23 protein-coding genes are annotated in these 23,419 nt (G+C 75.4%); 11 read left to right on the forward strand and 12 right to left on the reverse strand.

Annotation, left to right across the window (positions count from 1 at the left end):
* The 4 genes from ACSNOB_RS25195 to ACSNOB_RS25210 form a co-directional block, all read right to left on the reverse strand.
* Positions 1 to 443: cellulose binding domain-containing protein (locus ACSNOB_RS25195; protein WP_436688982.1), on the reverse strand; the 443-nt coding region annotated here is incomplete at its 3' end.
* Between the two features lie 121 nt (positions 444 to 564).
* A complete protein-coding gene (locus tag ACSNOB_RS25200) occupies positions 565 to 1,980 on the reverse strand; it encodes a carbohydrate-binding protein (protein WP_436688984.1) in 1,416 nt (471 codons plus the stop codon).
* Between the two features lie 71 nt (positions 1,981 to 2,051).
* The gene (locus ACSNOB_RS25205; RefSeq protein WP_436688985.1) at positions 2,052 to 2,804 is read right to left on the reverse strand and encodes a YidC/Oxa1 family membrane protein insertase; all 753 of its coding nucleotides are present in this window, start codon (positions 2,802 to 2,804) and stop codon (positions 2,052 to 2,054) included.
* A 97-nt stretch (positions 2,805 to 2,901) separates the two neighbouring features.
* Positions 2,902 to 3,195, reverse strand: coding sequence for a DUF6412 domain-containing protein (locus tag ACSNOB_RS25210; protein ID WP_436688986.1), 294 nt, complete (start codon positions 3,193 to 3,195; stop codon positions 2,902 to 2,904).
* 433 nt (positions 3,196 to 3,628) lie between these two features.
* Between ACSNOB_RS25210 and ACSNOB_RS25215 the strand changes: the two genes are divergently transcribed.
* The 6 genes from ACSNOB_RS25215 to ACSNOB_RS25240 all read left to right on the forward strand — a co-directional run bounded on the left by ACSNOB_RS25215 (position 3,629) and on the right by ACSNOB_RS25240 (position 9,876).
* Complete coding sequence (locus tag ACSNOB_RS25215) at positions 3,629 to 4,099, forward strand: hypothetical protein (RefSeq protein ID WP_436688987.1); 471 nt, start codon at positions 3,629 to 3,631, stop codon at positions 4,097 to 4,099.
* Entirely contained in the window at positions 4,096 to 4,488 is a 393-nt protein-coding gene (locus tag ACSNOB_RS25220; RefSeq protein WP_436688989.1) for a hypothetical protein, read from the forward strand. The genes ACSNOB_RS25215 and ACSNOB_RS25220 overlap by 4 nt, the downstream gene beginning before the upstream one ends.
* A 168-nt stretch (positions 4,489 to 4,656) precedes the next feature.
* A complete protein-coding gene (locus ACSNOB_RS25225) occupies positions 4,657 to 5,805 on the forward strand; it encodes a carboxylate-amine ligase (protein WP_436688990.1) in 1,149 nt (382 codons plus the stop codon).
* A gap of 54 nt (positions 5,806 to 5,859) precedes the next feature.
* Positions 5,860 to 7,239: an FAD-dependent oxidoreductase gene (locus ACSNOB_RS25230; RefSeq protein WP_436688992.1), complete on the forward strand. Its 1,380-nt coding sequence runs from the start codon at positions 5,860 to 5,862 to the stop codon at positions 7,237 to 7,239.
* A gap of 226 nt (positions 7,240 to 7,465) precedes the next feature.
* Positions 7,466 to 8,269 carry a MerR family transcriptional regulator gene (locus ACSNOB_RS25235; RefSeq protein WP_436688994.1) on the forward strand — a complete coding sequence of 268 codons (804 nt, stop codon included), beginning with the start codon at positions 7,466 to 7,468 and terminating at the stop codon, positions 8,267 to 8,269.
* A 188-nt stretch (positions 8,270 to 8,457) separates the two neighbouring features.
* Positions 8,458 to 9,876, forward strand: a complete 1,419-nt coding sequence (locus ACSNOB_RS25240) for a WGR domain-containing protein (RefSeq protein ID WP_436688996.1) — start codon at positions 8,458 to 8,460, stop codon at positions 9,874 to 9,876.
* Positions 9,877 to 9,992: 116 nt separating this feature from the next.
* Here ACSNOB_RS25240 and ACSNOB_RS25245 read toward each other — a convergent pair whose 3' ends face one another.
* Complete coding sequence (locus ACSNOB_RS25245) at positions 9,993 to 11,435, reverse strand: hypothetical protein (RefSeq protein WP_436688998.1); 1,443 nt, start codon at positions 11,433 to 11,435, stop codon at positions 9,993 to 9,995.
* A complete protein-coding gene (locus ACSNOB_RS25250) occupies positions 11,432 to 11,950 on the reverse strand; it encodes a SigE family RNA polymerase sigma factor (RefSeq protein WP_436689000.1) in 519 nt (172 codons plus the stop codon). The genes ACSNOB_RS25245 and ACSNOB_RS25250 overlap by 4 nt, the downstream gene beginning before the upstream one ends.
* Before the next feature lie 88 nt (positions 11,951 to 12,038).
* Between ACSNOB_RS25250 and ACSNOB_RS25255 the strand changes: the two genes are divergently transcribed.
* On the forward strand, positions 12,039 to 12,917 hold the full coding sequence (locus ACSNOB_RS25255) for an aminoglycoside phosphotransferase family protein (RefSeq protein WP_436689002.1): 879 nt from the start codon (positions 12,039 to 12,041) through the stop codon (positions 12,915 to 12,917).
* Positions 12,918 to 12,948: 31 nt separating this feature from the next.
* Here the strand turns inward: ACSNOB_RS25255 and ACSNOB_RS25260 are convergent, their stop codons facing one another.
* Positions 12,949 to 13,758 carry an Fpg/Nei family DNA glycosylase gene (locus ACSNOB_RS25260; protein WP_436689004.1) on the reverse strand — a complete coding sequence of 270 codons (810 nt, stop codon included), beginning with the start codon at positions 13,756 to 13,758 and terminating at the stop codon, positions 12,949 to 12,951.
* 145 nt (positions 13,759 to 13,903) lie between these two features.
* Here ACSNOB_RS25260 and ACSNOB_RS25265 point away from each other — a divergent pair, with 145 nt between their 5' ends.
* The gene (locus ACSNOB_RS25265; RefSeq protein WP_436689006.1) at positions 13,904 to 14,695 is read left to right on the forward strand and encodes a thrombospondin; all 792 of its coding nucleotides are present in this window, start codon (positions 13,904 to 13,906) and stop codon (positions 14,693 to 14,695) included.
* 142 nt (positions 14,696 to 14,837) lie between these two features.
* Here ACSNOB_RS25265 and ACSNOB_RS25270 read toward each other — a convergent pair whose 3' ends face one another.
* Complete coding sequence (locus ACSNOB_RS25270; protein ID WP_436689008.1) at positions 14,838 to 15,218, reverse strand: winged helix-turn-helix transcriptional regulator; 381 nt, start codon at positions 15,216 to 15,218, stop codon at positions 14,838 to 14,840.
* A 327-nt stretch (positions 15,219 to 15,545) separates the two neighbouring features.
* On the opposite strand from ACSNOB_RS25270, the gene ddaH reads away from it, so the two are divergent.
* Together ddaH and rocD are read left to right on the forward strand one after the other, a co-directional pair.
* Positions 15,546 to 16,361 (forward strand): dimethylargininase, encoded by an 816-nt coding sequence (ddaH, locus tag ACSNOB_RS25275; RefSeq protein WP_393109634.1) that lies wholly within the window; start codon positions 15,546 to 15,548, stop codon positions 16,359 to 16,361.
* Complete coding sequence (gene rocD, locus ACSNOB_RS25280; protein ID WP_393109452.1) at positions 16,358 to 17,572, forward strand: ornithine--oxo-acid transaminase; 1,215 nt, start codon at positions 16,358 to 16,360, stop codon at positions 17,570 to 17,572. The genes ddaH and rocD overlap by 4 nt, the downstream gene beginning before the upstream one ends.
* A gap of 64 nt (positions 17,573 to 17,636) precedes the next feature.
* On the opposite strand, the gene ACSNOB_RS25285 is transcribed toward rocD, so the two are convergent.
* Positions 17,637 to 18,785, reverse strand: a complete 1,149-nt coding sequence (locus ACSNOB_RS25285; protein WP_436689009.1) for an FHA domain-containing protein — start codon at positions 18,783 to 18,785, stop codon at positions 17,637 to 17,639.
* Positions 18,782 to 19,075: a 4a-hydroxytetrahydrobiopterin dehydratase gene (locus ACSNOB_RS25290; RefSeq protein WP_436689010.1), complete on the reverse strand. Its 294-nt coding sequence runs from the start codon at positions 19,073 to 19,075 to the stop codon at positions 18,782 to 18,784. The genes ACSNOB_RS25285 and ACSNOB_RS25290 overlap by 4 nt, the downstream gene beginning before the upstream one ends.
* A 188-nt stretch (positions 19,076 to 19,263) precedes the next feature.
* Here ACSNOB_RS25290 and ACSNOB_RS25295 point away from each other — a divergent pair, with 188 nt between their 5' ends.
* Positions 19,264 to 20,034, forward strand: coding sequence for a hypothetical protein (locus ACSNOB_RS25295; RefSeq protein WP_436689012.1), 771 nt, complete (start codon positions 19,264 to 19,266; stop codon positions 20,032 to 20,034).
* A 57-nt stretch (positions 20,035 to 20,091) separates the two neighbouring features.
* Here the strand turns inward: ACSNOB_RS25295 and ACSNOB_RS25300 are convergent, their stop codons facing one another.
* Both ACSNOB_RS25300 and ACSNOB_RS25305 read right to left on the reverse strand, forming a co-directional pair.
* Positions 20,092 to 21,141 carry a fatty acid desaturase family protein gene (locus ACSNOB_RS25300; protein ID WP_436689013.1) on the reverse strand — a complete coding sequence of 350 codons (1,050 nt, stop codon included), beginning with the start codon at positions 21,139 to 21,141 and terminating at the stop codon, positions 20,092 to 20,094.
* Positions 21,142 to 21,373: 232 nt separating this feature from the next.
* Positions 21,374 to 23,419: SCO7613 C-terminal domain-containing membrane protein (locus tag ACSNOB_RS25305; protein WP_436689014.1), on the reverse strand; the 2,046-nt coding region annotated here is incomplete at its 5' end.

Consider the following 23,419-nt stretch of genomic DNA (forward strand, 5'->3'; position numbering starts at 1 on the left):
GTGGTGGGCGGGGCGGTGGTGGGCGGAGCGGTCGTCGGGCCGGTGCCGCCGCCGCACGGCGCGCCGTTGAGCTGACAGTTGGTCGGGGCGCCCGGCCCGTTGCCGAGGAAGCCGAACGAGACGGAGGCGCCCGGGGCGATGCTGCCGTTCCACGACCGGTTGGTGAAGGTGTGCCGCTGGCCCGACGAGGTCAGCAGCGCGTCCCAGTACGAGCCGACGGTGGTCCCGGCGGGCAGGTCGAAGGTGACGCTCCAGCCGGTGACCGTGGTGCCGCCGCCGTTGGTGATCGTGTACTTCCCCTCCCAGCCCGAGCCCCAGTCGGACGTCTTGACGAAGGTCGCGGTCGCCCCGGCGGCGAACGCCGGCATCGCCACCCACACCGCACCAAGCGCCGCCGCCACTGCTGTGACCAGCGACAACACCAAAGATCTGGATCGTTTCACAGCACCCTCCACGCCCGGACGACATCCACTGCCATCAACAGTGACGCCTATTATTAAGACTGTTAACTGTTTCTGTCCAGGGCCCCGGCAAGGGCGTGGCGGGGAGGGGCCCCCCCCCCGCTCAGCGGCGGAAGGTGAACCAGTTGACGTTGACGAAGTCGGCGGGCTGCCCGCTGGTGAAGGTCAGGTAGACCGTGCGGCGACCGGTCGGGCCCGCGACGTTGCCGGGGACCGAGCGCCAGCTCTGCCAGCCCCCGGTGTTCCCGATCGCGAAGCTGCCGATCGGCGGGGCCGTGGGGCTGTCCAGCCGGACCTCCACCAGGCCGCTGGCCCCGGCCGCCGCGCCGGAGGCGACCCGGGCCACGAAGTCGCGCGGCGGGGTGGCGCCGAACTCGACGTCGTCGAAGCGCACCCAGTCGCCGTTGCGCAGGGCCCCGATGTTCTGGCCGCCCTCGGCGCACGCCTCGACGATCACCCCGCTCTGCGCGCTGAACGACTCCGCCTCGATCGTCGCGTACGCGTCCCGCACGCCGCCGGGCGGCGGGGTGGTCGGGGGCGGGGTGGTGCCGCCGCCCCGGTGGTAAACGGCCACGTAGTCGACCAGCATCGGCCGGCCGGGGACGGTGGCGGCGGTCGGCGTGGCGGAACCGGCCACCCCGTTCGGGAACGCCCCGCCCATCGCCACGTTGAGCAGCAGGAAGTAGCCGGCGTGGCTGGTCATCTGCGACCAGTACGGCTCGCCGACGCGGGTCTGGCTCACCGTGTGGTAGAGCTGCCCGTCGACGTACCAGCGCAGCTGCTGCGGGCTGGCCGAGGCGTCCCACTCGAACCGGTAGGTGTGGAACGCCGACTGGCAGGTGCTGCCGGGGCAGGCGCGGGACGCCCCGATGCCGTTGAACTCGTCGCACGGCCCGCCCGGGGCCACGCCGCAGTGCAGCACGCCCCAGACCGAGTTGATGCCGTTGACGTTCTCCATCACGTCGAACTCGCCGATGCCCGGCCAGTTCTGGTAGTTGCCCCGGTAGGGCGAGCCGAGCGCCCAGAACGCCGGCCAGTAGCCGGCCGCCTGGGCGCCGGTGACGTTGGGCATCTGGATCCGCCCCTCGATGGCGAGCACGCCACCCGCCGCGGGCCTGAAGTTGCTGCGTACGGTCTCGATGCGGGCGGAGGTCCAGCGGCCGGAGGCGTCGCGCAACGGGGTGATCCGCAGGTTGCCGCCGCCGTCGTGGCTGACGTTGGCGGTGCTGTTCGTGTACGTCTGGATCTCGCCGGTGCCCCAGTTGGGCGGGCCGCCGGGGTAGCTGGTGCCGGTGTCGATGATCCAGTTGCTCGCGGACGGCAGCGTGCCGGCCGCTCCGGTGAAGTCGTCGCTCCACACCAGACTCCAGCCGGGCGCGGGCGCCGGCACGGCGGCGTTCGCGGTCACGGTCATCCCGGCCAGGGCGGTGGTGGCGACGGCGGTGAGCAGGGCCGACGCCAGGGCCAGCCGGCGTCGGTGGGGCGGGGCGGCGGCGGGCGCCGCCGGGGCAGGTGTCATCGGTGTGCCTCTCTGCGGGGACGGTCGAGAGAGCGCTCTCTCAGGAGTTGTACGTGCCGGCCCGGCAGATGTCAATGTCGATCGATGCCTCCCGCCGACTCGGGCCGCGGGCGGCGCAGCACCGCCTGCTCCAGCGCCGACCAGGCGGTCGTGGTGACCAGGTAGATCACCGCGGCCAGCGGCAGCACCAGCGCCACCAGCACGGTCGCGTACGGCAGCAGCGGCAGCAGCCGGCCGAGCACGGCCGCGCCCGGCCCCTGGGTCGGCGCGCCGGCCACCGTGCCGGTCGCGGCCGCCGCGCGCCGGATCCGGCGCGACGTCCACCACGCCAGCGCGAGCAGAACCACCAGCAGCACGCCGAAGAGCGGCACCGCCGCGCCGCCCAGCCCGTCGCCGAGGTGCTGCCCCAGCGGCACCCCGGCCAGCCGCTCGTCGAGCAGCCCGGTACCGCCCTCGGCGGTGGTGAAGAGCCGGTACATCACCAGCAGGACCGGCGCCTGGAGCAGCACCGGCAGGCAGCCGGAGACCGGGTTGGCGCCGTTGGCCCGGTAGAGCGCGAACAGTTCGCCCTGCAGCCGGGCCGGGTCGTCCGCGTACCGCCGCTGGAGCTCGCGGACCTCGGGGGCGAGCGCCTCGCGGCGCCGCTCCCCCCGGACCTGCGCGAGGGTCAGCGGCGAGATGAGCAGCCGGACGGCGACGGTGAGGACGACGATGGCGACGGCCGTGGCCGCCCCGCCGGCCAGCGGTTCGAGCAGGGTGGTGAGCCAGGACAGCGCGCTGCCGGCGGCGCCGACCGCGTCGTGCAGTGGTGCGAAGGCGAGCATTTGGTGACCCCTCGGTCCGATTCCGGGTGGCGGCCCGGCGGGGACGAAAGGCGTCGCCGGGCCTCGGGTGACGGCGGAATCGGCCGCGCGGCGGGCGCTACGCGGCCGAGGGGTGCGCCCCGGGCGCCCGGGGCCGGGGACGCCCGGCGGCGTCCGGGTCGACCTGCCGGGGCACCCGGCGACGACGGGCCCGGGCCCGCAGGGCGACGGCGCGGCCGGCCCGGGGAGCACCGACGCCGGCCGCCGCGTGCAGCGCGAGCACGACGGCGAGGAGCACGACGGCGGTGAGCGCGGCCCCGGCGAGCAGCCCGGCCGGACGGTCGGCGAGCAGGACCAGGTACGTGAGCGCGTACGCCCACGTCCCCAGCAGGATCCCCCACGCCCTCGGCACGGGACCAGCCTAGGTCCCGCTGTCACGCCGGCCGGCCCGAACGCGGCATCCCGGACGGCCGGGGCGAGCGCGCCCCGCGGGCCGGGGCCGGGCCGCCCGGCGCGGCCGCTCCCGGCAGCCCGGCCGGTCGCGCCGGCTGCGGCCGGCACGTGCCCCAAAGGCGCGCCGGCGCGCGCTCCACAGCCGCGCTGACCTGCTGTTTTATGACAGCTCCGGGGTGGACGGAGCCGCGGCGACAGTGGTACGACTTGGAGCGTCGACCGGCCACCGCCGGCCGGCCGTCACCCGGTCACGCTGCGCCGCCTGCCGGCGCGCCGCCGCGCTGACCGGGCCAGCGGGAGCGGGCCCTCCCGGCACACCCCCGGCGACCCGGCGTCCGCCCGGGCCGACGGGCCGCCTCGACGAGGTGGTGGGCCATCACCGAGGAGCCGCCGTGCCCCACATCCGCAACCGCTCAACGCAGCAGCCCTTCGAGATCGCGATCCTGGCGACCGCCCCCGTCTGCGGGATCCTGCTGATCGTCCTCGACGTCCGGCCGCAGTCCGTGGAGATGGCGATGCCCGGCCCCATCCAGGCGGGATGGGAGTCGGGGCTCATCGTCGTCGGCGTCACCGGGCTGCTCGGCGTCCTCTGGCCGGGCCGGCTCTCCACCGCCCTCGGCATCGAACTCGCCTCGGTGCTGATGCTGGGCACGATCACCGGCATGTACGCCGTCGCCCTGTCGGTGGTCGCCGGCCGGCAGGGCATCGCCGCGACGTCGTTCATCGTCGCGGTGGCCATCGGCTCGGGATGGCGCGCCGGCCAGATCCTGCTCGACCTGCGCCGGCTCACCAGGGCCATCCGGTCGACCGAACCCGTCGGGCTGGCCGCCGGCGGCACCGTCCCCACCGGAGGTGGAACGTGAACACGTCGGCCCCGGCCGCTCCGCAGTGGGTGCAGGTGCTGCTCTCCGTCCTCGGGGTCCTCGGCGGCGCCGGTGGTCTCGCCGCCATCGCCGCGGTCGTCGTGCAGCGGGGCAAGTTCAAGGCGGACGCCGCCGACACCCTCACCGACGCCGCCCTCACCCTCGTGCAGCCGCTGCGCACGCGGGTCGCCGAACTCGAGGAGGCGGCGTTGGTCACCCGCGCCCAACTCGACGCGACCCGCGAGCAGGTGCAGCAGCTCCGGGCCACGGTCTGGGACCTGCGCCGGACGCTGGACCGGTGGCGGGAGGCCATCCTGGCCCAGGACGCGACGCTGCGCCGGGTCCGCGCCCTGGTGCAGGCCGGCGAGGACGACCCCGGACGACGGTGACGCGCGGACCCCCCGGGGCCGCGATCGGCGCGGTCCCGGCCCGGCCCGCGCGATGGCGACACGCCGTCGACACGCAGGACGGCGTTTTCCGCCGCCGACACCCTGGGTAACCACTGGCCGACCCGGCGCGGACGGACCGCGGCCGGGCGCGAACGGACGGTGGTGACGATGACCGGCCAGGTGGCGGAGGCCCCGAGCGCGACGGTCGAGGGAACGGATCTGCTGACGGTGGGTGTGGAGGAGGAGTTCCTGCTCGTCGACCCGCACACCGGGACCGCGGTGCCCGCCGTCGACCTCGTCATGGAGCAGGTGCCGCCCGAGCTGCGCGGCCAGGTGGAGCGGGAGTTCCAGACCAGCCAGATCGAGATCGGCAGCCCGCCCGGCCTGGAACTCTCCTCGATCCGGCACTCACTCGGCGTGCTGCGCGCCGCGCTCGCCGACGCGGCCGAGCGGGCCGGCGTACGGCTGCTCGCCATCGGGACCGGCCCGGTGGACGGCCCCGTGCCCCCGGTGGTCGACAAGCCCCGCTTCGACCAGATGATCGAACGGTTCCGCCTGCTGGTGCCCGGCCCGGGCAACAACGGCATGCACGTGCACGTCGGGGTGCCCGACCCGGAGACCGGGGTGCAGGTGCTCAACCACGTCCGGCCCTGGCTGCCGGTGCTGCAGGCGGTCACCGCCAACTCCCCGTTCGCGAAGGGCGAGGACACCGGCTACGCGAGCTGGCGGTCGGTGGAGTGGGAGCACTGGCCCTCGGTGGCGCCCACCCCGTTCCTGGAGTCCCACGAGCACTACCAGCGGCTGATCCGGCAGCTCATCGCCAGCGGCATGATGCTCGACGAGGGGATGCTCTACTGGTACGCCCGGCTGTCGGCCAAGTATCCGACGGTGGAGATCCGGATCGGCGACGTCTGCCCGTCGGTGGACGACTCGGTCCTCGTCGCCGCGCTGGTGCGGGCCATGGTGGCGACCGCGCTGGACGACATGGCCGCCGGCCGCCCGGCCATCCGCACCGACCACCACCTGCTGGTCGCCGCGCACTGGCGGGCGGCGCACGACGGGCTGGAGGGCGACGGCGTCGACCTCACCGACGGGGAGCTGCGGCCGGCGTGGGAGCTGTTCGACCAGCTCGTCGAGCGGCTGCGCCCGGCGCTGGAGCGGCACGGCGACCTCGACGAGGTGACCGACCTGATCGGCGGGCTGCGCCGGCACGGCAGCGGGGCGGCCCGGCAGCGTGCCGTCTTCGCGCGCGGCGGCAGGCTCGTGGACGTGGTCTCCGACGTCGCGCGTCAGACCCGCGGGACGGGTCGCGCGTGAGAGGACGTCGCGCGCGAGACCCGTGGGACGGTCGCGCGTGACAGGATGGTCCCCGTGGCGCAACGGTTGATCGTCATCGGTGGCGACGCGGCGGGCATGGCGGCGGCGTCGCAGGCGCGCCGCCGCCGCGACCGCGGCGACCTGGAGATCGTCGCGTTCGAACGGGGCCACTTCACGTCGTACTCGGCGTGCGGCATCCCGTACTGGATCAGCGGGCTGGTGCCCGAGCGCGAGCAGTTGATCGCCCGCGACCCGGCGACGTTCCGGGAGAAGTTCGACATCGACGTCCGGCTGCGCCACGAGGTGACCGACATCGACCTCGACCGGCGCGAGGTGGTCGCGCGGGACCTCGCGGACGGCGGCGAGGTCCGCGAGCGGTTCGACACCCTGGTCTACGCGACCGGCGCGATGCCCACGAAGCCGGACTGGGCGCGCACCGACACCCGCGGGGTGTTCGGCGTGCAGACCCTCGACGACGGCGCGGCGCTGCGCGGCTGGCTGGAGTCCGAGCCGCGGCCCCGCCGGGCGGTGGTGGTCGGCGGCGGCTACATCGGCGTGGAGATGGCCGAGGCACTGATCCAGCGCGGGCTCGCCGTGACCCTGGTGGAGCAGGCCGAGCAGCCGATGTCCACCGTCGACCCGGACATGGCCGAGCTGGTCACGGACGCCATGCGGGGAATCGGCATCACCATCCGCACCGGCCTCGCCGTGACCGGGCTCGAGGAGACCGACGGCCGGGTGTCCGCGGTGGTCACCGCCGAGGGGCCGATCCCCACCGACCTGGTCGTCCTCGGCCTCGGCGTACGCCCCAACACGGCCCTCGCGGAGGCCGCCGGCCTGCCGCTGGGCGTCACCGGCGGGATCCGGGTGGACCGCCGGATGCGGGTGCCCGGGGTGCCGGACGTCTGGGCGGCCGGCGACTGCGTGGAGACCATGCACCGGGTCACCGGGATGCCGGTGCACGTGCCCCTGGGCACCCACGCCAACAAGCAGGGCAGGGTGGCCGGCATCAACATCGGCGGCGGCTACGCCACCTTCGCCGGGGTGATCGGCACGGCCGTCACCAAGGTCTGCGAGCTGGAGGTCGGGCGCACCGGGCTGCGCGAGCGGGACGCGGCGGCGGCCGGCTTCGAGTTCGTCTCGGTGATCGCCCAGTCGACCAACCGCGCCGGCTACTACCCGGGCGCCCGGTCGATGACGGTGAAGCTGATCGCGGAGAAGCCCAGCGGGCGGCTGCTCGGGGCGCAGATCGTCGGCTGGTCCGAGGCCGCGAAGCGGATCGACACCCTCGCGGTGGCGCTGTGGAACGGCATGACGGTCGACGACATGACGGCCCTCGACCTCGGCTACGCCCCGCCGTACGCCCCGGTCTGGGACCCGGTGCTGATCGCCGCCCGCAAGGCCGTCGACGCCCTGACCGCCACCGCCCGCTAGTGCGGTGGCCACGACGTCGCCGCATCGCGGCGACGGCCCCGCAACCACGGACCCGGCTTGACCCTCACGTCGCGTGAGGCCGGAGGGTGGGGCGCATGGGTGACCATTCCGACGTTCCGAAATGACTCCCGCGGCGGAGCCCTTCGATCCGGCCGGTCACCAGGCGTGGGCCCGGAAGCGATCGGGGCCGCCCCACCGGGCGTCGGTCGCGGCGACAATGAGCGGCATGCCTGATGCCACTGGCGCCGATGGCCTGACCGTCGGTCAGGTCTCGACGCGTCTGGGCGTGACCGTCCGCGCGCTGCACCACTGGGACGACATCGGTCTGGCGCGACCGTCGCTGCGCACGGCCGCCGGGTACCGGCTCTACACCGCTGGCGATCTGGACCGCCTGCACCGCATCGTCGTCTACCGGGAACTCGGCCTCGATCTGGACAGGATTCGGGCCGTCCTGGACGACTCGACCACGGACGTACCCGGCGCGCTGCGCGCGCAGCGCACGCAGATCGCCCAACGGATCGACCGCCTCCAGCAGCTCAGCGCCGGCCTGGACCGGATGATCGCCGCCCACGAGCGCGGCCTGCTGCTGACCGCCGAGCAGCAGGCCGCGATCTTCGGCCCCCAGTGGAACCCGGACTGGCCCGCCCAGGCCCGACAGCGCTACGGAGACACGACGCAGTGGCAGCAGTACGCCGAACGCTCGGCCTCTCGCGGTCCGGAGGAGTGGCAGGCGATCGCCGACGCCGTCGCCGACCTCGACCGGGCCCTCGCGGACGCGATGGACGCCGGTGTCACCCCTGGCAGCCCGGCGGCGGATCGACTCGTCGAGCGGCACCGTGAGGTGTTCACGTCGTACTTCCCCCTCACCCGGCAGATGCAGGTCTGTCTGGGCCGCATGTTCGAGGCCGACCCGGCGTTCGCTGCCCACTACGACGGCATCCGCGCCGGCCTCGCCGCGTGGTTCCGTCGAAGCATCGACGCCAGCGCACGCGCCCACCACATCGACCCCGACACCGCCACCTGGCAGTAGAGCGCGGTTCCGGAAACTCCCCACCCGCGGGGCGTCCGGGGCCGGCCCACCCGGGCGCGAGGAGCCGCACGCCCGAGGCGGCGGAAGGGCCCCCGCGTGCGGGTGCTTGTCGGGGGTGGCGGTTAGCGTGTGCCCGCTGTCGCCGCGCCGGCCACGTCGGGTCGGTCGCTGACCCCTCGGAGGCCCCCATGTCGCAGGAGACGACCTACCTCGAACTGTCCGAAGAGGATGGTGCGCACAAGTTCTACGAGGTCGTGGTCGACGACACCACGCTGACCGTCCGCTACGGCCGGATCGGCGACCAGGGCCAGGTCAAGACCACCGCCTACCCCGACAACGCCCGGGCGCGGGCGGCTGCCGCGAAGAAGATCGGCGAGAAGGTCCGCAAGGGATACGCCCCGGCCGTGCGCGGCGTGCGGCAGAAGCGCGCCGTGTCCCGGCGGCAGATCGTCAGCACCCGCTCCACCGCCCGCACCGCCCCGGTGCTGTGGCGCTACGACTCCGGCGCGCCGGCCTTCGGCATCTTCGTCGACGGGCAGAGCTGCATGGTCGGCAACGAGCGCGGCGTCATCACCACGCTCGGCCACGACGCCCGGGTGCTCGACCAGGTCCGCCTCCCCGACGGGGTGAAGTGCATCGTCGCCGACGACGCCTGGATCTACGCGGGCTGCGACGACGGCAACGTCTACGACCTGTCCGGCAAGGTGCCCCGGGTCGCGTACGCGATCGCGCCGGACATCGACATCTACTGGCTGGACATCCACGACGGCGTGCTGGGCGTCTCCGACGCCGACGGCGGCATCGCCGCCGTCGACCACGAGGACGAGTTCCTCTGGCGCCGGTCGGGGCGCGGCCGGTCGGCGTGGATGGTGCGCTGCGACGCCGACGCGGTCTACCACGGCCACTCGCAGGGGGTGACCGGCTACGACTGGCGCACCGGGCAGGAGCTGTGGCACACCCGCACCGGCTCGGTGCTCTTCGGCTGGCAGGAGCCCGGCGCCGTGTTCGCCGGCACCGGCACCCGGGAGGTGGTGCGGCTGGCCAAGGGCGGCCGCGTCGAGCGCACCTACCGGTGCGACGCCCCGGTCTTCTCCTGCGCCACCGCCGAGGGCGGCCGGTTCGTCTTCGCCGGCGACAGCCAGTCCTCGATCTACTGCTTCGACGCCGCCGGCAACCGGCTGTGGAAGCTCGGCACCGGCTGCGGCTCGGCCTACTCGATGCAATACCACGACGAGCGGCTCTACGTCGTCACCACCGGCGGCTACCTGGCCTGCGTCGACGCCAGCGAGCCGGCCATCCGGGCGGCGGAGGCCGGCAGCGTGCCGGACGTGCTCGACGTCAAGGCCCCGTCCCGGCTGCCCGAGCCGGCGGCGTGGACGACCGTCGAGGTCACCAGCGACGTCGACGGCGGTGTGGTCGTGCAGTGCGTCGAGGACCGGGGCCGGCTGCGCGTGCACGTGCTCTCCCCCGGTTACCACCCGGACTGGTCGGTGCAGTTCCCCAAGGGCATCCGCGAGCCGGGCGCGCGCTACCTCGTCACCCAGGTCCGCGAGTCGGGCCGGGGCGGCTTCTACCGCGCGTACGGCGACATCCGCCGGCTGCGCTGACAGCTCCGGTCCGGGGGTGGTGCGGGACCACCCCCGGACCGGTCAGCGGCGGTCGCCGCGCCCGGCCACCCGCCGCGCCGCCCCCGGTCGCCCCGTCGGGGCGGGGAGCGGTGCGGTCAGCGGCAGCGCCAGCGGACGGCGAGCGACGCCGGGCCCCCGCCGATCTCCGGTTCGACGTGCAGCTGACCGCCGATGACCCGCCCGTCGTCGCTGACGGTCACCGCGGTGGCGTACCGGCCCCGGTCCCCGTCCCAGCCGGCCAGGCTCACCAGCCCGGTGTCGGTGAGCAGCCCGGCCTGCCTCTTGCCCACCGAGCCGACCACCCAGCCCCGGCCGTTGCCGGCATTGATGGCGAAACCGCGCCAGGCGGAGCCGCCCGCGTCCACGCCGGACGCGGCCGGCAGCCTGGCGGCGTCGGGCGATCCGCCTGGGGACCCGTCACCCCCCGACACGGGCGGGGGCCCGGCCGAGCCCGGCCCGCCGCCCTCGGAGGGCGAGGGCGAGACGATGCCCGGGGCGGCCCCGGCCCCACCGTCCGGCGGGGTCGGCCGGGTAGAGGGGGTGGTGGGTGGCGGCAGCGGCACGTACCGCCCCGTGGGCAGGTGGTACCGGGCCGGATGCTCGTACCGCGCTCCGGCCACCTCCCGGATCGCGGTCCCCGTTATCCAGCCGCCCTGGAAGGTGTGGGCCACGAACTCGGTCGCCGTGCCGCCCTCGACCTCGGGCAGCGGCAGCACCTCGGGCCCGCCACCGGCCCGCCAGACGACCGCCCGGAACCCGCCGTGCGGACCGTCCTGGAGCTTGCCGACGACCGTCCCGGCGGAGTCGACGCCGACGGCGGTCCCCGCCCAGGTCCTGCCGGGCAGCGGCAGCTCCACCGGCAGCTCCACCGGCGAGGACCAGAGCACCGGGATCTGGCGGTCGTCGGTCAGCCGCGCCCCGACGATCCGGCTGTCCTCGCTGACCGCCGTCGCCTCCCCCTCCCGCACGCCCGGCAGTCGGGCGGGGCGGCCGTCCCGGACGACCCAGGGCTGCGGGCGGTCGCCGACGTACGTCGAGCCGACGGCGAGGCCGGTGGAGCTCACGTCGACCAGCCGCGCCTCCGCCCCGGGGAGCTGGTACTGACGCGCCTCCTCACCGTCCCAGACGATGACCGGGGTGCCCCGATCGTCGCCGGGGAGCGGCAGGCCCACCAGGAACCGGCCGGTGGGGTCGCCACCGGTGACCATGGTCCCGGCGTATCGGCCGGGCACCTCCAGCGGCTCGACGAGGCAGGTGGTCGGGCCGGCCGGTACGGGACTGGGACCTCCGGCCGCCGACGGCGCGGCGGGCCAGACCGCCGGGGGCCGGTCGGTTGGTGGCCCGCCGCCGGGCAGCAGGGGCACGGCGACGGCCGCGACCACGGCCAGCCCGGCGGCCGAGACGCTCATCGTCCGACGGCTGCGCCGGCGTCGGCGCGCCTCGCGTACGGCGCCGGCCAGGTCGACCCGCGCCGGACGGTCCGGATCGACGTCGAGCCCCCGCAGCAGACCGACGATCCGGTCCTCGTCCTCGCTCATCTCACTGCCCCCTTCGTCGTCTCCATCAGCTCCGCGCCGTCGAGCAGCCGGCGCATCGCGGCCAGCCCGTGCGAGGTCTGGCTCTTCACCGTCCCGGCGGAGCAGCCCAGGACCCTGGCCACCTCCTCCACCGACAGGTCGTGCAGGAACCGCAGCACCAGCACCGCGCGTTGGCGCGGCGGCACCCGCTCGAGCGCGTCCCGCAGCACCGTGCGCTCCTCGACGCCCCGGTCCTCGGTGCGGCGCACGTCGGGTGGGGCGGCGAAGAGCCGGATCCGCCACCAGCCCTTGCGCCGGCTGTCCAGGAAGAGCCGCACCACCACCGTGCGCACGTACGCGTCGATCTGGTCCGCCCGCGACGCCTGGGACCAGCGCTGGAAGAGCCGGGTCGCCGCCTCCTGCACCAGGTCGTCGGCCTGGTCGCTGTTGCCGCAGAGCGAGTACGCCAGCCGGTGCAGCATGGGCAGCCGCGCGCTGAGGTACTCGACGTATTCCTGTTCCGATGCGTCCGGCATCCGGCTACCTCCGTCGGTTCCCCCCTACAGACGGCCGCAGCCGGGAATCGGTTGTACGAAGTGGCGGCCCGGCGTCCAGGATGGCCGGGTGGACACGGAACTGCGGATCCCCGACGGGCTGGGCTGGGTGCGGGGCACCCCCGCCGGGCGGCGGTGGCTGACGGCCCTCCCGGAGCGGCTGGCCGCCTGCGCCGCACGCTGGTCGCTGCGGGTCGGACCACCCTTCCCGTACGCCTTCGCCTCGCTGGCCCTGCCCGCCGAACTGCCCGACGGCACGCCGGCGGTGCTGAAGCTCCAGTACCCGGACCCCGACAGCGTGTACGAGGCCGCGGCGCTCGACCGCTGGGCCGGGGCGGGGGCGGCCCGGCTGCTCGCGCACGACCCGGACCACCGGGCGCTGCTGGTGGAGCGGTGCGTGCCCGGCACGCCGCTGCACGCGCTGCCCACCGAGGCGGCGCTGGACGTGGCGGCCGGGCTGCTGCCCCGGCTCTGGCGACCGGCCGGCCCGCCGTTCACCCCGCTCGCCGAGGAGGCGGCCGGCTGGGTGGAGCGGCTGCCGGGGAACTGGGAGCGGGCGGGCCGGCCGTACGAGCGGCGACTGCTCGACGCGGCGCTCGGGCTGCTGGCGGACCTCGTCGGCAGCCAGGGCGAACAGGTGCTGGTCAACCAGGATCTGCACGCCGGCAACGTGCTGCGGGCCACCCGCGAGCCGTGGCTCGTCATCGACCCGAAGCCGCTGGTCGGCGAGCGGGAGTTCGGCGTCGTGCCGCTGGTGCGCGGCGCGGAGCTGGGGCACTCGCCGGACGCCGTCCGGCACCGGCTGGATCGACTCAGCGCGGAGCTGGGGCTGGACCGGGAACGGGTGCGCGGCTGGACGATCGGGCAGACCCTGGCCTGGAGCATCGGTGAGGGGAAGGTCTTCCCCCGCCAGGTGGAGGTGGTCCGCTGGCTGCTCGGTCGGGAGTGAGCGCCGGGGAGTGCGCGCCGCCGGGGGGGCGTCAGCCCCGTTGGCAGGTGGCGCACCAGTAGAGGTTGCGGCCGGCCAGCTCCCCGCGGCTCACCGCCGTGCCGCAGACGTGGCAGGGGGCGCCGGGGCGGCGGTAGACGTACACCTCGCCGCCGTGCCGGTCGACGCGGGCGGCGCGACCCATCGCCTCGGGCAGGTGCGCGTCGCGGACGGTGTCGATCCGGCCGCACACGACGGCGAGCCGCATCAGCGTCACCAGGTCGGCCCAGAGCCCGTCCCAGCGGGCGCGGCCCAGCCGCCGGCCGGGCAGCGTCGGCGGCAGGCCCGCCCGGAACAACGCCTCGGTGACGAAGATCAGCCCGGTGCCGGCCACCACCGACTGGTCCAGCAGCAGCGCGGCCAGCGGCGTCGGGCTGCGGGAGATCCGGGCGTACGCCCGGTCGGGGTCGGCGTCGGCCCGCAGCGGGTCGGGGCCGAGCCGGCCGCGCAGCGCCGCCACCTCGGGCGGGGTGAGCAGCTCGCAGGCGGTCGGGCCACGCAGGTCGAGCCAGTGCCGGTCGCTGGTCAGCCGCAGCCGCACCTGGCCGACCGGCTCCGGGGGCTCGCCCGCGCCGTCGGCGAACTTGCCGTAGAGCCCGAGGTGGACGTGCAGGGTCAGCTCGCCGGCGTGGTGGTGCAGCAGGTGCTTGCCGTACGCCTCGGTGCTCTCCAGCACGGTGCCGCTGAGCAGCGCGGCGCCCTCGGCGAAGCGGCCCTGCGGGCTGGCGGCGTGCACCTTGTCGCCGGCGAACAGCTCGGCGTGCCGCGCGGCGAGTCGGTGGATGGTGTGTCCCTCGGGCACGACGGCAACGGTAGCCGGCGACCCGGCCACCGCCCGGGCCGGCGGCCGGGGGTGTCGCGAACGTCGCGGCTGGGTACCTCCTGTTCGTTACCGCGCGGGCGCCACCCGCTCCACCGGCCGCCGCGCATTCACCAGGAGGTGTGTTGTGGTCAAGATTCCTTCCCTGTCGCGCCGCACGGAGCCGGCGCAGACGGATGACAATGACGCCGACGGCCGGGTCCGCACCGAGGAGGCCGACCGGGCGGGCCGCCCGGTGGTGACCGACCGGGACGCCGACCAGGCGACCTACCGCAGCAACGCCGCGCCCGGAACCGGCGGGCGCGACGCCGAGGCCGAGCGGCGGGCGGCCGAGCGGGCCGCCGTCGCGCGGGCCGCCACCGCCCGCCCGGTCGACGACGACACCCGGCGCGCTCCCCGCGGCACCGACCCGGACCCGACCCTCGAACGGACCATCGACGGCCGGACGGTCGACCTGGACCGGGACGCGGCGGCGGCGCGGACCACCGGGGCGGACCGGGACCGCACGGTGGACGGCCGGCTGGACCGCCCCGTCGACCGGGACGGGGACGGCGTCCCCGACGGCGCGCCGGAGCGGCCGGTAATCGCCGGCCCCAAGCCCCGGGCCAGCCTCCTCGCCACGCTCGGCCTGGTCGCCGGCGTGGCCGGGGCGCTCTTCGTGCTCACCGGCACCCTCGCCGGGTACGGCATCGGGCTCGGGGCGGTCGGTGCCATCCTCGCCGTGCTGGGTCTGATGGCCACCCGGCGCCGCCACATCGCCGGCAAGACGGACGCGCTGCTGGGCATCGTCATCGGCCTCGGCGCGGTGGTCCTGGGCGTGCTCGCGATGACCGGCCAGTTCGACTGGCCGACGACCGACGGCGACTGGGTGGCCCGGTTCCGGGAGTGGCTCGACTCACAGTTTGCGGACCGCTTCTAGCGGGCACTGTCCGGCGCGCCGGCGATGTGCCGGCAGCGCCGGTGGTTCACCGGCCAAGCCCGACCAGTCTGGTGGTTCACCAGCCGGGCACACCCTTTCGGGGGCGGCGGTTCGCCGCCCCCGAAGTGCGTCCGGGGGTCGGTCAGCCCCGCGCCGCCTCCGGCCCCGGCACGGCCTCCCGGGCGTCCAGCAGGGCGTCCACGTTCCGCCAGGCCCACTCGCAGGCCACGTCCAACGGGCCGAGCAGGCTACGGCCGAGCGGGGTCAGCTCGTACTCGACCCGCGGCGCGGCGCCGGCGTACGCCGTCCGCCGCACCAGGCCGTCGCGCTCCAGCTTGCGGAGCGACCCGGTGAGCACCTTCGCGGTGATCCCGCGCAGCGGCACCCGGAGTTCCGAGAAGCGGCGGGGGCCGTGCTCGAGACAGCGGATGATCATTCCGCCCCACTTGTCCCCCACCCGGATCGGGGACAGGTCCGACGGGCAGACCGGATCGAACATCTCCGGATCCAACGGCACACGCATGGTTGCACGCTAGTCGGTATCCGAGAGGAAACCGGCCCGGTGGCTGGCGTGGTGCCCGCAGGAGGTCACGTACGCCGACCTGGCCACGTCGCCGACGACCCCGCCGGTACCGGGCGGCGGCGCGCGGAGGACCCCGGGCAGCCGCGCCCGGGTGCGGACACGCAACGAATCGCCGGACACGCTTCGCCATACGCAATGATCGTTCGTTCCACGCAACCTTCACCGGTGGATCCTTCCGGCCTGCCCCGCATAGCGTTGACGGACGGCGCCAGCCCGTGGGCCGAAGGTGGCCGGGCGCGCCCGACCCCTGGGAGCAGGACAATGACGATGGACGCCACCAGCCAGCGCTTCCTGATGTGCCGGCCGACGTACTTCGCCGTCGACTACGCGATCAACCCGTGGATGGACCCGACCGCGCCGGTCGACGCGGACCTCGCGGTCCGGCAGTGGGAGCAGCTGCGCCAGATCTACCGGGACCTGGGCCACACCGTCGAGGAGATCACTCCGGTGCCCGGACTGCCCGACATGGTCTTCGCCGCCAACGGCGGCACGGTGATCGACGGCAAGGCGATGGCCGTGCAGTTCCGCGACCCGCAGCGCGCCGACGAGGCCCCCGCCTACCGCGCCTGGTTCGAGGCCGCCGGTTTCGAGATGTACGACCCGAAGCACGTCAACGAGGGCGAGGGCGACATCCTGCTGGCCGGCGACATCCTGCTGGCCGGCACCGGCTTCCGCACCGCGCACGCCTCGCACGCGCAGCTCCAGGAGGTCTTCGGCTACCCGGTGGTCACCATGCAGCTGGTCGACCCGCGCTTCTACCACCTGGACACCGCGCTCACCGTGCTCGACGAGCGGACCGTGGCGTACCTGCCGGAGGCGTTCTCGCCGGGCAGCCGGGCCGTGCTGCGCCGGCTCTTCCCGGACGCGGTGCACGCCACCCTGGCCGACGCCGAGGTCTTCGGGCTGAACGCGGTCAGCGACGGCCGGCACGTGGTGCTGCCGGCGCAGGCCACCGGCCTGGCCGCGAAGCTGCGCGACCGGGGCTACGAGACGATCGGCGTCGACCTGTCCGAGCTGCGCAAGGCCGGCGGTGGACCGAAGTGCTGCACGTTGCGACTCCGTCAGGGAAAGGCGAGCAAGTGATCGAGGACATGCTGCGGACGCCGGAGGCGGTCCGCGACGCGGAGCGGTGGACCGCGCACAACTACCACCCGCTGCCGGTGGTCATCTCCTCCGCCGAGGGCTCCTGGCTGACCGACGTGGACGGTCACCGCTACCTGGACTGCCTCGCCGGCTACTCGGCGCTGAACTTCGGCCACCGGCACCCGAAGCTGATCGAGGCCGCGCACGCGCAGCTCGACAAGCTGACCCTCACCAGCCGGGCGTTCATCCACGACCAGTTCGCCGACTTCTGCCGCGAGCTGGCCGAGCTCTGCGGCAAGGACCTCGTGCTGCCGATGAACACCGGCGCCGAGGCGGTGGAGACCGGCATCAAGGTGGCCCGCAAGTGGGGTTACCAGGTCAAGGGCGTGGCGCCGGGGCAGGCCAACATCGTGGTCGCCGAGGGGAACTTCCACGGCCGGACGACCACCATCGTCAGCTTCTCGACCGACGAGGACGCGCGCGCCGACTTCGGGCCGTACACCCCGGGCTTCACGGTCGTCCCCTACGGCGACCTGGCCGCGCTGGCCGCCGCGATCGACGAGAACACCGTCGCGGTCCTGATCGAGCCGATCCAGGGCGAGCAGGGCGTCGTCGTGCCGCCGGAGGGCTACCTGCCGGGCGTCCGCCGGGTCTGCACCGAGCGGAACGTGCTCTTCATCGCCGACGAGATCCAGTCCGGCCTGGGCCGCACCGGCGAGACCTTCGCCTGCGACCACGAGGGCGTCACGCCGGACATGTACCTGCTGGGCAAGGCGCTCGGCGGCGGCATCGTGCCGGTCTCCGCGGTGGCCGCGAACGCCGACGTGCTCGGCGTGCTCAAGCCGGGCCAGCACGGCTCCACGTTCGGCGGCAACCCGCTGGCCTGTGCCGTGGCGACCGAGGTGGTCCGGCTGCTGGCCACCGGCGAGTTCCAGCGCCGCTCGGCCGAGCTGGGCGCCCGGCTGCACGCCGGCCTCCAGGCGCTGGTCGGCAAGGGCCTGGTCGCCGTCCGGGGCCGGGGCCTCTGGGCCGGCCTGGACATCGACCCGGCGCTCATGAGCGGCCGGGAGGCCTGCGAGCGGCTGATGGAGCGGGGCGTCCTGGCCAAGGACACCCACGGCTCCACCATCCGGCTCGCCCCGCCGCTGGTGATCACCGAGGAGGAGATCGACCACGCGGTCGCCCAGCTCGCCGCCGTGCTGGCGGGCTGAGCCCCGTACGACGAAGGCGGGCGTCGGGACCACGGTCCCGGCGCCCGCCGTCGCCTGCCCACCCTCACTTGGGCAGGCGCATCGCCATCGTCGGCGCCTCGGCCATGACCGAGTTCGGCGTGTACGGGGCCCCGGCGGGAAGCTCACCCGGCCGGCCGATCTGCACCCCGGGGTAGAGCTCCACCATGTCGCCCTCCGCCAGCACCCGCGACTGCCTCGGCGCCAGCGGGACGCGGTCGCCCTCCGCCATCGACCCGCCCGGCCGGATGCCGGAGCCGTTGGTGCTCACGTCGGTCACGATCACCTCGCCGACGCGCAGCTCGAACTGGACGTGGCTGCGGCTGATCCAGCGGCGCGCCTCGTCGTTGAGCCACTGCCCGAGCACGATCCCGCCGCTCTGGTCGGGCGCCCGGCCGACCACCGCCGGCTGGTCCTCGGTGAGCACGAAGCGACGCCGGATCAGCCCGCCGACGCGGACGGCCAGCACCTCGCTGCGCGGTCGCGGGCCGGCGTCGCCGAGCCGGGCTCCGTGCCGCGGGCAGGTGGGCGCCCCGCCGCGCAGCGAGGGGGGCGGCTGACCGGCCGGGCTGCGCTCCACGCGGGCCAGGTCGGCGAAGGCCCCGCCGCCTCCCCCGCCGCCGAAGAGCGCGCAGCCCGGCTCGGGGCAGCGCCACTGCCGGGAGAGCAGCTTCGCGCCGGCCGGTGACCGCTCGCCGGCGACCGGGGTGTGCCCGCCGCCGACGTGGGCGATGAAGGCCGGCCCGCCGGCGCCGGGCACCGGGGCGAGCACGCGGCCCGGCTGCTCGACCAGCCACGGGTAGCGCCCGCGCAGGCCGTCCGCCCGCGCCCGGGTGAGCACCGGCAGCCCGAGCAGGTCGGCCACCTCGAACATCCGGTCGCCCGGGTTGTCGAGGACCTCGACCAGCCCGTCGTCAGCCCACCGGCGGACCACCATCCGCTCGTTGGAGGTGAGGTCGGCGTCGGAGAGCAGGGCCCGGTGGACGACCGCGTAGACGGGGACGCTGTCCTCCTCCAGCTCGCGGGCGAGGGCGTCGATCACCATGCCGAGGCGGAGCAGGCTGGCCGGCCGGCCGCCGTCGATGTCCTGGTAGCGGATCACCTCGGCCAGGTCGACGACGGCCCGGGCCAGCGACGGATCGGTGCAGACCCGTCCCTCGATGGCGTCCAGCACCTTGCTGATCTCGAATCTCATCGGAAGCTCCCCACGATCTCGTCGATCCGCCGGGCCAGTTCCAGGTCGCGCCGGGTGACCCCGCCCGCCGAGTGCGTGACGCAGCGGAAGGTCAGGGTGCGCCAGCGGATGTCGATGTCGGGGTGGTGGTCCAACTCCTCCGCCGCCGCGGCGACCCGGTCGACGACCGCGATGGCGTCCGGGAAGCTGGCCAGCTCCACGGTGCGGGTGATCCCGGCGGCGTCTCCCGACCAGCCCGCCAGCCCGCCCAGCTCGTCTCGCACCGCCTCGGCGGTGAGCACGTCTGCCATGGGGAGACCCTACCGGGGCCGGTCGCCGCGACGCCGACCAGCGGCGGGAGGTGTGTCCGACCCGGCAGACGGGCCGGGCGGGACATAGAGCCGGGCCAGTGGACGGCGGGGGTTAGGCTGACCGGCGGCCCGGCCGGGGCCGCGACCGGCGTCGCCCCCGGCCCACCCTGCGTGAGGAGATTTTCCGGATGAACACTCGACGGCTGGCGACCACGGGGGTCGCGATCGTCGCCGCGCTCAGCCTCGGTCTGACCGGGTGCGGCACGAAGACGGACGCGGGCACCCCGGCCGGCAACGGCACCAGCGCCGCACCGGCCACCAGCTCGGCTCCGGCGGACGCCCGCGCCGAGCTGAGCGCCGCCGCGCAGAAGCTCAACCAGCAGAGCGTCCGGATGAAGCTGAAGTCGGCGGTCATCAACGGCAGCGGCGTGATGGACCCGGCCACCAAGACCGGTGACATGACCATGAAGATGGGCACGGGAGGCACCTTCCGGGTCCTGATGCTCGGCGACGACGCCTACCTGAAGATCACCGGCATGCCGGGGATGCCGAAGAAGTGGATGCACATGGACGCCACGAAGCTCGGCGAGAGCGGTCAGCTCAACCTGATGCCCGAGGGCGACCCGGGCGGCGCGAAGCAGATGATCGACAGTGTGGTGGACGTGGAGAAGACCGGCGCGGGCACCTTCGCCGGCACCCTGGACTACACCCGGACCAAGGCGAACGACGAGTCCATCAAGGCGCTCGGCGACAAGGCCAAGGCCGTCCCGTTCACCGCCAAGGTCGACGACCAGAACCGGCTCGTCGAGTTCGTCATCGACACCAGCGTGCTGCACGAGTCGCTGGGCAAGATGACCACCACGTACTCGGACTTCGGCGCCCCGGTCTCGGTGCGCAAGCCCGCGGCGAGCGAGACCCAGGAGGCCCCGGCGGAGCTGATCAAGGCCATGGGCTCCTGACGTACGCGAAGGAAGGGGCGGCGCCGGTCGGCGCCGCCCCTTCGTCGTCTTCGCGTCTCAGCCGCGCAGCGGCCGGCCCACCTCGTGCAGGTGCGCGAGCGCCTGCCGGTACGACTCGATCAGCCCGGTCTGGGCGTACGGGATGCCCCGCTCGGCGCAGTACGCGGCCACGATCGGCTGCGCCCGGCGCAGGTTCGCCCGCGGCATGTTCGGGAACAGGTGGTGCTCGATCTGGTAGTTGAGCCCGCCGAGGGCGAAGTCGACGAACGGGCCACCCCGGACGTTGCGGGAGGTGAGCACCTGCTTGCGCAGGAAGTCGAGGTCGTCGTCGGCGGTCGGCATGGGCATCCCCTTGTGGTTCGGGGCGAACGAGCAGCCCATGTAGAGGCCCCACAGTCCCTGGTGGACGGCGACGAAGAGCAGCGCCTTCACCGGGGACATCACCAGCAGCAGCGCGCCGAGGTAGCCCACCGCGTGCAGGCTGAGCAGCAGCGCCTCGACCCTGCGGTGCCGCATCGGGGTGCGGAACCGGCCGTCCGGCTCCCGTCCCACGACCGCCTGCACGCTCGCCACGTGCAGGGCGAGCCCCTCCAACAGCAGCATCGGGAAGAACAGCCACGCCTGCCGGCGGGCCAGCCAGCGGCCGAAGCCGCGCGTCTCGGCGGCCTGCTCGTACGTCCACACCAGCGCGCCCGCCCCGACGTCCGGGTCCTCGTCCTCGTGGTTCGGGTTGGCGTGGTGCCGGTTGTGCTTGTCGACCCACCAGCCGTAGCTGAGCCCCACCGCCAGGTTGCCGGCGAGCAGGCCCACCGCCTCGCTCGGCCCGCGCCGGCGGAACATCTGCCGGTGCCCGGCGTCGTGGCCGAGGAACGCCACCTGCGTGGTGGCGACGGCCAGGAACACGGCGACCAGGAGCTGCGCCCAGGAGTCACCGACCAGCCCGACCGCGGCCCAGCCGGCCGCGAAGACGCCCAGCGTGAGCACGATCCGCGTCACGTACCGGCCCGGCCGCCGCTCCAGCAGGCCCGCTCCGCTGATCCGCCGGGACAACTGCGCGTAGTCACTGCCCCGCCGTACCGGCGGTTCTGCCACCGCTGCGAGCACCATTGCGGCTCCCGTTCCCTCGATCCGAGCCGCGCCGGTCGGCGCAACCCCTGCCGTCCAGTCTCCGGAGAACGGTTGCGCTGAGTAACCCTGTCCACCCCCGAACCTGGGGTAGGGCAGACCCTACCCCCGGTCGCCCCGCCCGCCCCCCGTTGGCGCGGCCCTGAAGACCCGCGACGGGGTCGCCGCCACCTGGGTGTCCGGCGGAGTTCGCCGAGGCCAGCCCCGACTCCGGTCAGCCCATCCGGCCGACGGCGGCCCGGAGCCGGGTCAGGTCCCGCCGACGTCGTTCGTACGTCGCGGCGAGGCCGATCAACGCGAACCCGCCGAGGGCGAGGAAGACCCACCGGGGCAGCAGGTCCCACCCGCGGACCAGCTCGTGCAGCGCGAGCAGCGCGAGGGTGACCCCGCCGAGCAGCACCGGCGCCTGCCAGCGGCGGGTCGCCCCGGCGAGCACCGTGCCGAGCGCGGCGGCACCCAGCAGCAGCCGCCGCCACGGCTGGGGATCCGGCGCCACCAGCACCGACACCAGGCTCGGCAGCAGCGCCGCCGCGAGCCCCGGGCCGAGCGCCAGCCAGCTGGTGAGCCCGGGCCGGGTGCGCAGCGCCGCCACGCCCGCCCCGAGGGCCAGCACCGCCGCCGGCACCGTGTACGCCTCCAGCACCGCCACTCCCCCGGCGGCCAGCAGCAGCCAGCCGCCGAGCAGCTCGCTGCCGGCGGCGACGCCCGCGAAGGCCCAGCGCCGGCCCGCCGACTCGCCCCGGCGCAGCACCCGCAGCGCGACGGCGGCGCCCCACAGCACGCAGACCGCCGCGGCGTGCCGGAGCGCGCCGGCCGCGAGCAGCAGCGCGACCAGCGCCACCGCCTGCGCCGCCGCCTCCAACGCCACCGCCGCCGTGGCGGCCCCCCGACGGGCCGGGTCGCCCGCGTCCGCGCCCCGACGGCCGCCGAGCAGCGCGGCGGCGGCCAGCGTGAGCGCCGCGACGGCGAGCACGGCGAACGCGGCCGCCCGCAGCGGCAGCCCGCCGGCCAGCGGAGCGGTCACCGCCAGGCCGGTCGCGGCGGCCACCGCGACCAGGCAGCCGGCGAGCCGGGTGTCGTCCCGGCGGGCGGCCCCGCCCACCACGACCGCCGCCACCACCAGCACGCCCAGGCCGGCGAGCGTGCCCGCCCGGGTGGCCAGCAGCCCGAGCAGCCCGGAGGCGGCCAGCACCAGCCCCACCGGCGCCCCGACCGGGGCGAGCAGCGCGCGCGGCGCGGCCAGCGCGGCGACCAGCACCGCGGCCACCCCGAGGAGCAGCGTGGCTACCGGCGCCACCGGCCACGGCGCGCCGGCGGCCACGAGCAGCACCGGCAGCGCCGTCGCGGCGAACGGCAGCGCGACCAGCGCGCCCCGCCACCACCCGGGACGTGCCGACGCCACGCCGCCCGGCGCGCCGGAACCGACACCCACCGCGCCGGAACCGACACCCGCCGCGCCGGCGCCGGGCCCGGCGACACCCGCCGCGCCGGGCCCGGCGGCCAGCAGTCCGGCCACCGCCAGCACGGCCAGCGCCACGCCGGCCGGGAACGCCTCCGGGACGGGCTCGACCGCGGGCGCCCCGGACCAGGGCGACACCCCGCCGTACGGCGCGAGGAGGACCGTGAGCGCCACCGGCGCGGCGGCGACGACGGAGATCACCAGCAGCCCGATGCCGGCCACCCGCAGGACCGTGTCGGAGCGCCCCACGCCGCCCAGCGTCGCCAGCAGGACCGCCACGGCGGCGTAGAGCGTCACCGGCTCGTCGGCGGGCACGACCAGCGGCGCCAACCCGACCAGCAGGACCGCCACGGCGAGCGCGACGGAGGCGTACGCCCGCAGGTCGGGCCAGTGCCGACGGACCGCGAGCAGCCCGACCGGCAGCAGCACGACGGCGGCGAGCGCCGCACGCGCCTGCCACCAGGCCGGCGCCCCGGCAGCGAGCAGGGCGACGGCCGCGCCGGCCGGCGCCGCGAGCGGCGCGCCGGCCAGGAACACCCCGGCGATCCCGCGCTGGACGGCCGTGCCGCGCCGTCCGGCGGCGGCCACGGCGAGCCCGGCGACCAGGACCACCGCGAGCGCCGCCCCCGCGCCGCCGGGAGCGGCGAGCCCCACCAGCAGTCCGTGCCCGAGCAGGAAGGCTCCGGACGCCGCCGCGGTCGGCCGGTCGCTGCCGCCGTGGCAGGGGGCCGCCGCCGTCGCGCTGCGGGTGCTGCGCCGGGGCGAGTCGGAGGGCCGGCGCTGGGCCTTCGCGGGCGTCGG

This window comes from Micromonospora sp. URMC 106, from assembly GCF_051386395.1.
Classification (GTDB): Bacteria; Actinomycetota; Actinomycetes; order Mycobacteriales; family Micromonosporaceae; genus Micromonospora.

Bases quoted from the DNA above. Each gene is read 5' to 3' on its own strand.
- ACSNOB_RS25200 (WP_436688984.1), bottom strand. From the start codon at position 1,980: ATGACACCTGCCCCGGCGGCGCCCGCCGCCGCCCCGCCCCACCGACGC.
- ACSNOB_RS25205 (WP_436688985.1), bottom strand. From the start codon at position 2,804: ATGCTCGCCTTCGCACCACTGCACGACGCGGTCGGCGCCGCCGGCAGC.
- ACSNOB_RS25225 (WP_436688990.1), top strand. From the start codon at position 4,657: ATGACCGGCCAGGTGGCGGAGGCCCCGAGCGCGACGGTCGAGGGAACG.
- ACSNOB_RS25235 (WP_436688994.1), top strand. From the start codon at position 7,466: ATGCCTGATGCCACTGGCGCCGATGGCCTGACCGTCGGTCAGGTCTCG.
- ACSNOB_RS25240 (WP_436688996.1), top strand. From the start codon at position 8,458: ATGTCGCAGGAGACGACCTACCTCGAACTGTCCGAAGAGGATGGTGCG.
- ACSNOB_RS25245 (WP_436688998.1), bottom strand. From the start codon at position 11,435: ATGAGCGAGGACGAGGACCGGATCGTCGGTCTGCTGCGGGGGCTCGAC.
- ACSNOB_RS25250 (WP_436689000.1), bottom strand. From the start codon at position 11,950: ATGCCGGACGCATCGGAACAGGAATACGTCGAGTACCTCAGCGCGCGG.
- ACSNOB_RS25270 (WP_436689008.1), bottom strand. From the start codon at position 15,218: ATGCGTGTGCCGTTGGATCCGGAGATGTTCGATCCGGTCTGCCCGTCG.
- ddaH (WP_393109634.1), top strand. From the start codon at position 15,546: ATGGACGCCACCAGCCAGCGCTTCCTGATGTGCCGGCCGACGTACTTC.
- ACSNOB_RS25285 (WP_436689009.1), bottom strand. From the start codon at position 18,785: ATGAGATTCGAGATCAGCAAGGTGCTGGACGCCATCGAGGGACGGGTC.
- ACSNOB_RS25290 (WP_436689010.1), bottom strand. From the start codon at position 19,075: ATGGCAGACGTGCTCACCGCCGAGGCGGTGCGAGACGAGCTGGGCGGG.
- ACSNOB_RS25295 (WP_436689012.1), top strand. From the start codon at position 19,264: ATGAACACTCGACGGCTGGCGACCACGGGGGTCGCGATCGTCGCCGCG.
- ACSNOB_RS25300 (WP_436689013.1), bottom strand. From the start codon at position 21,141: ATGGTGCTCGCAGCGGTGGCAGAACCGCCGGTACGGCGGGGCAGTGAC.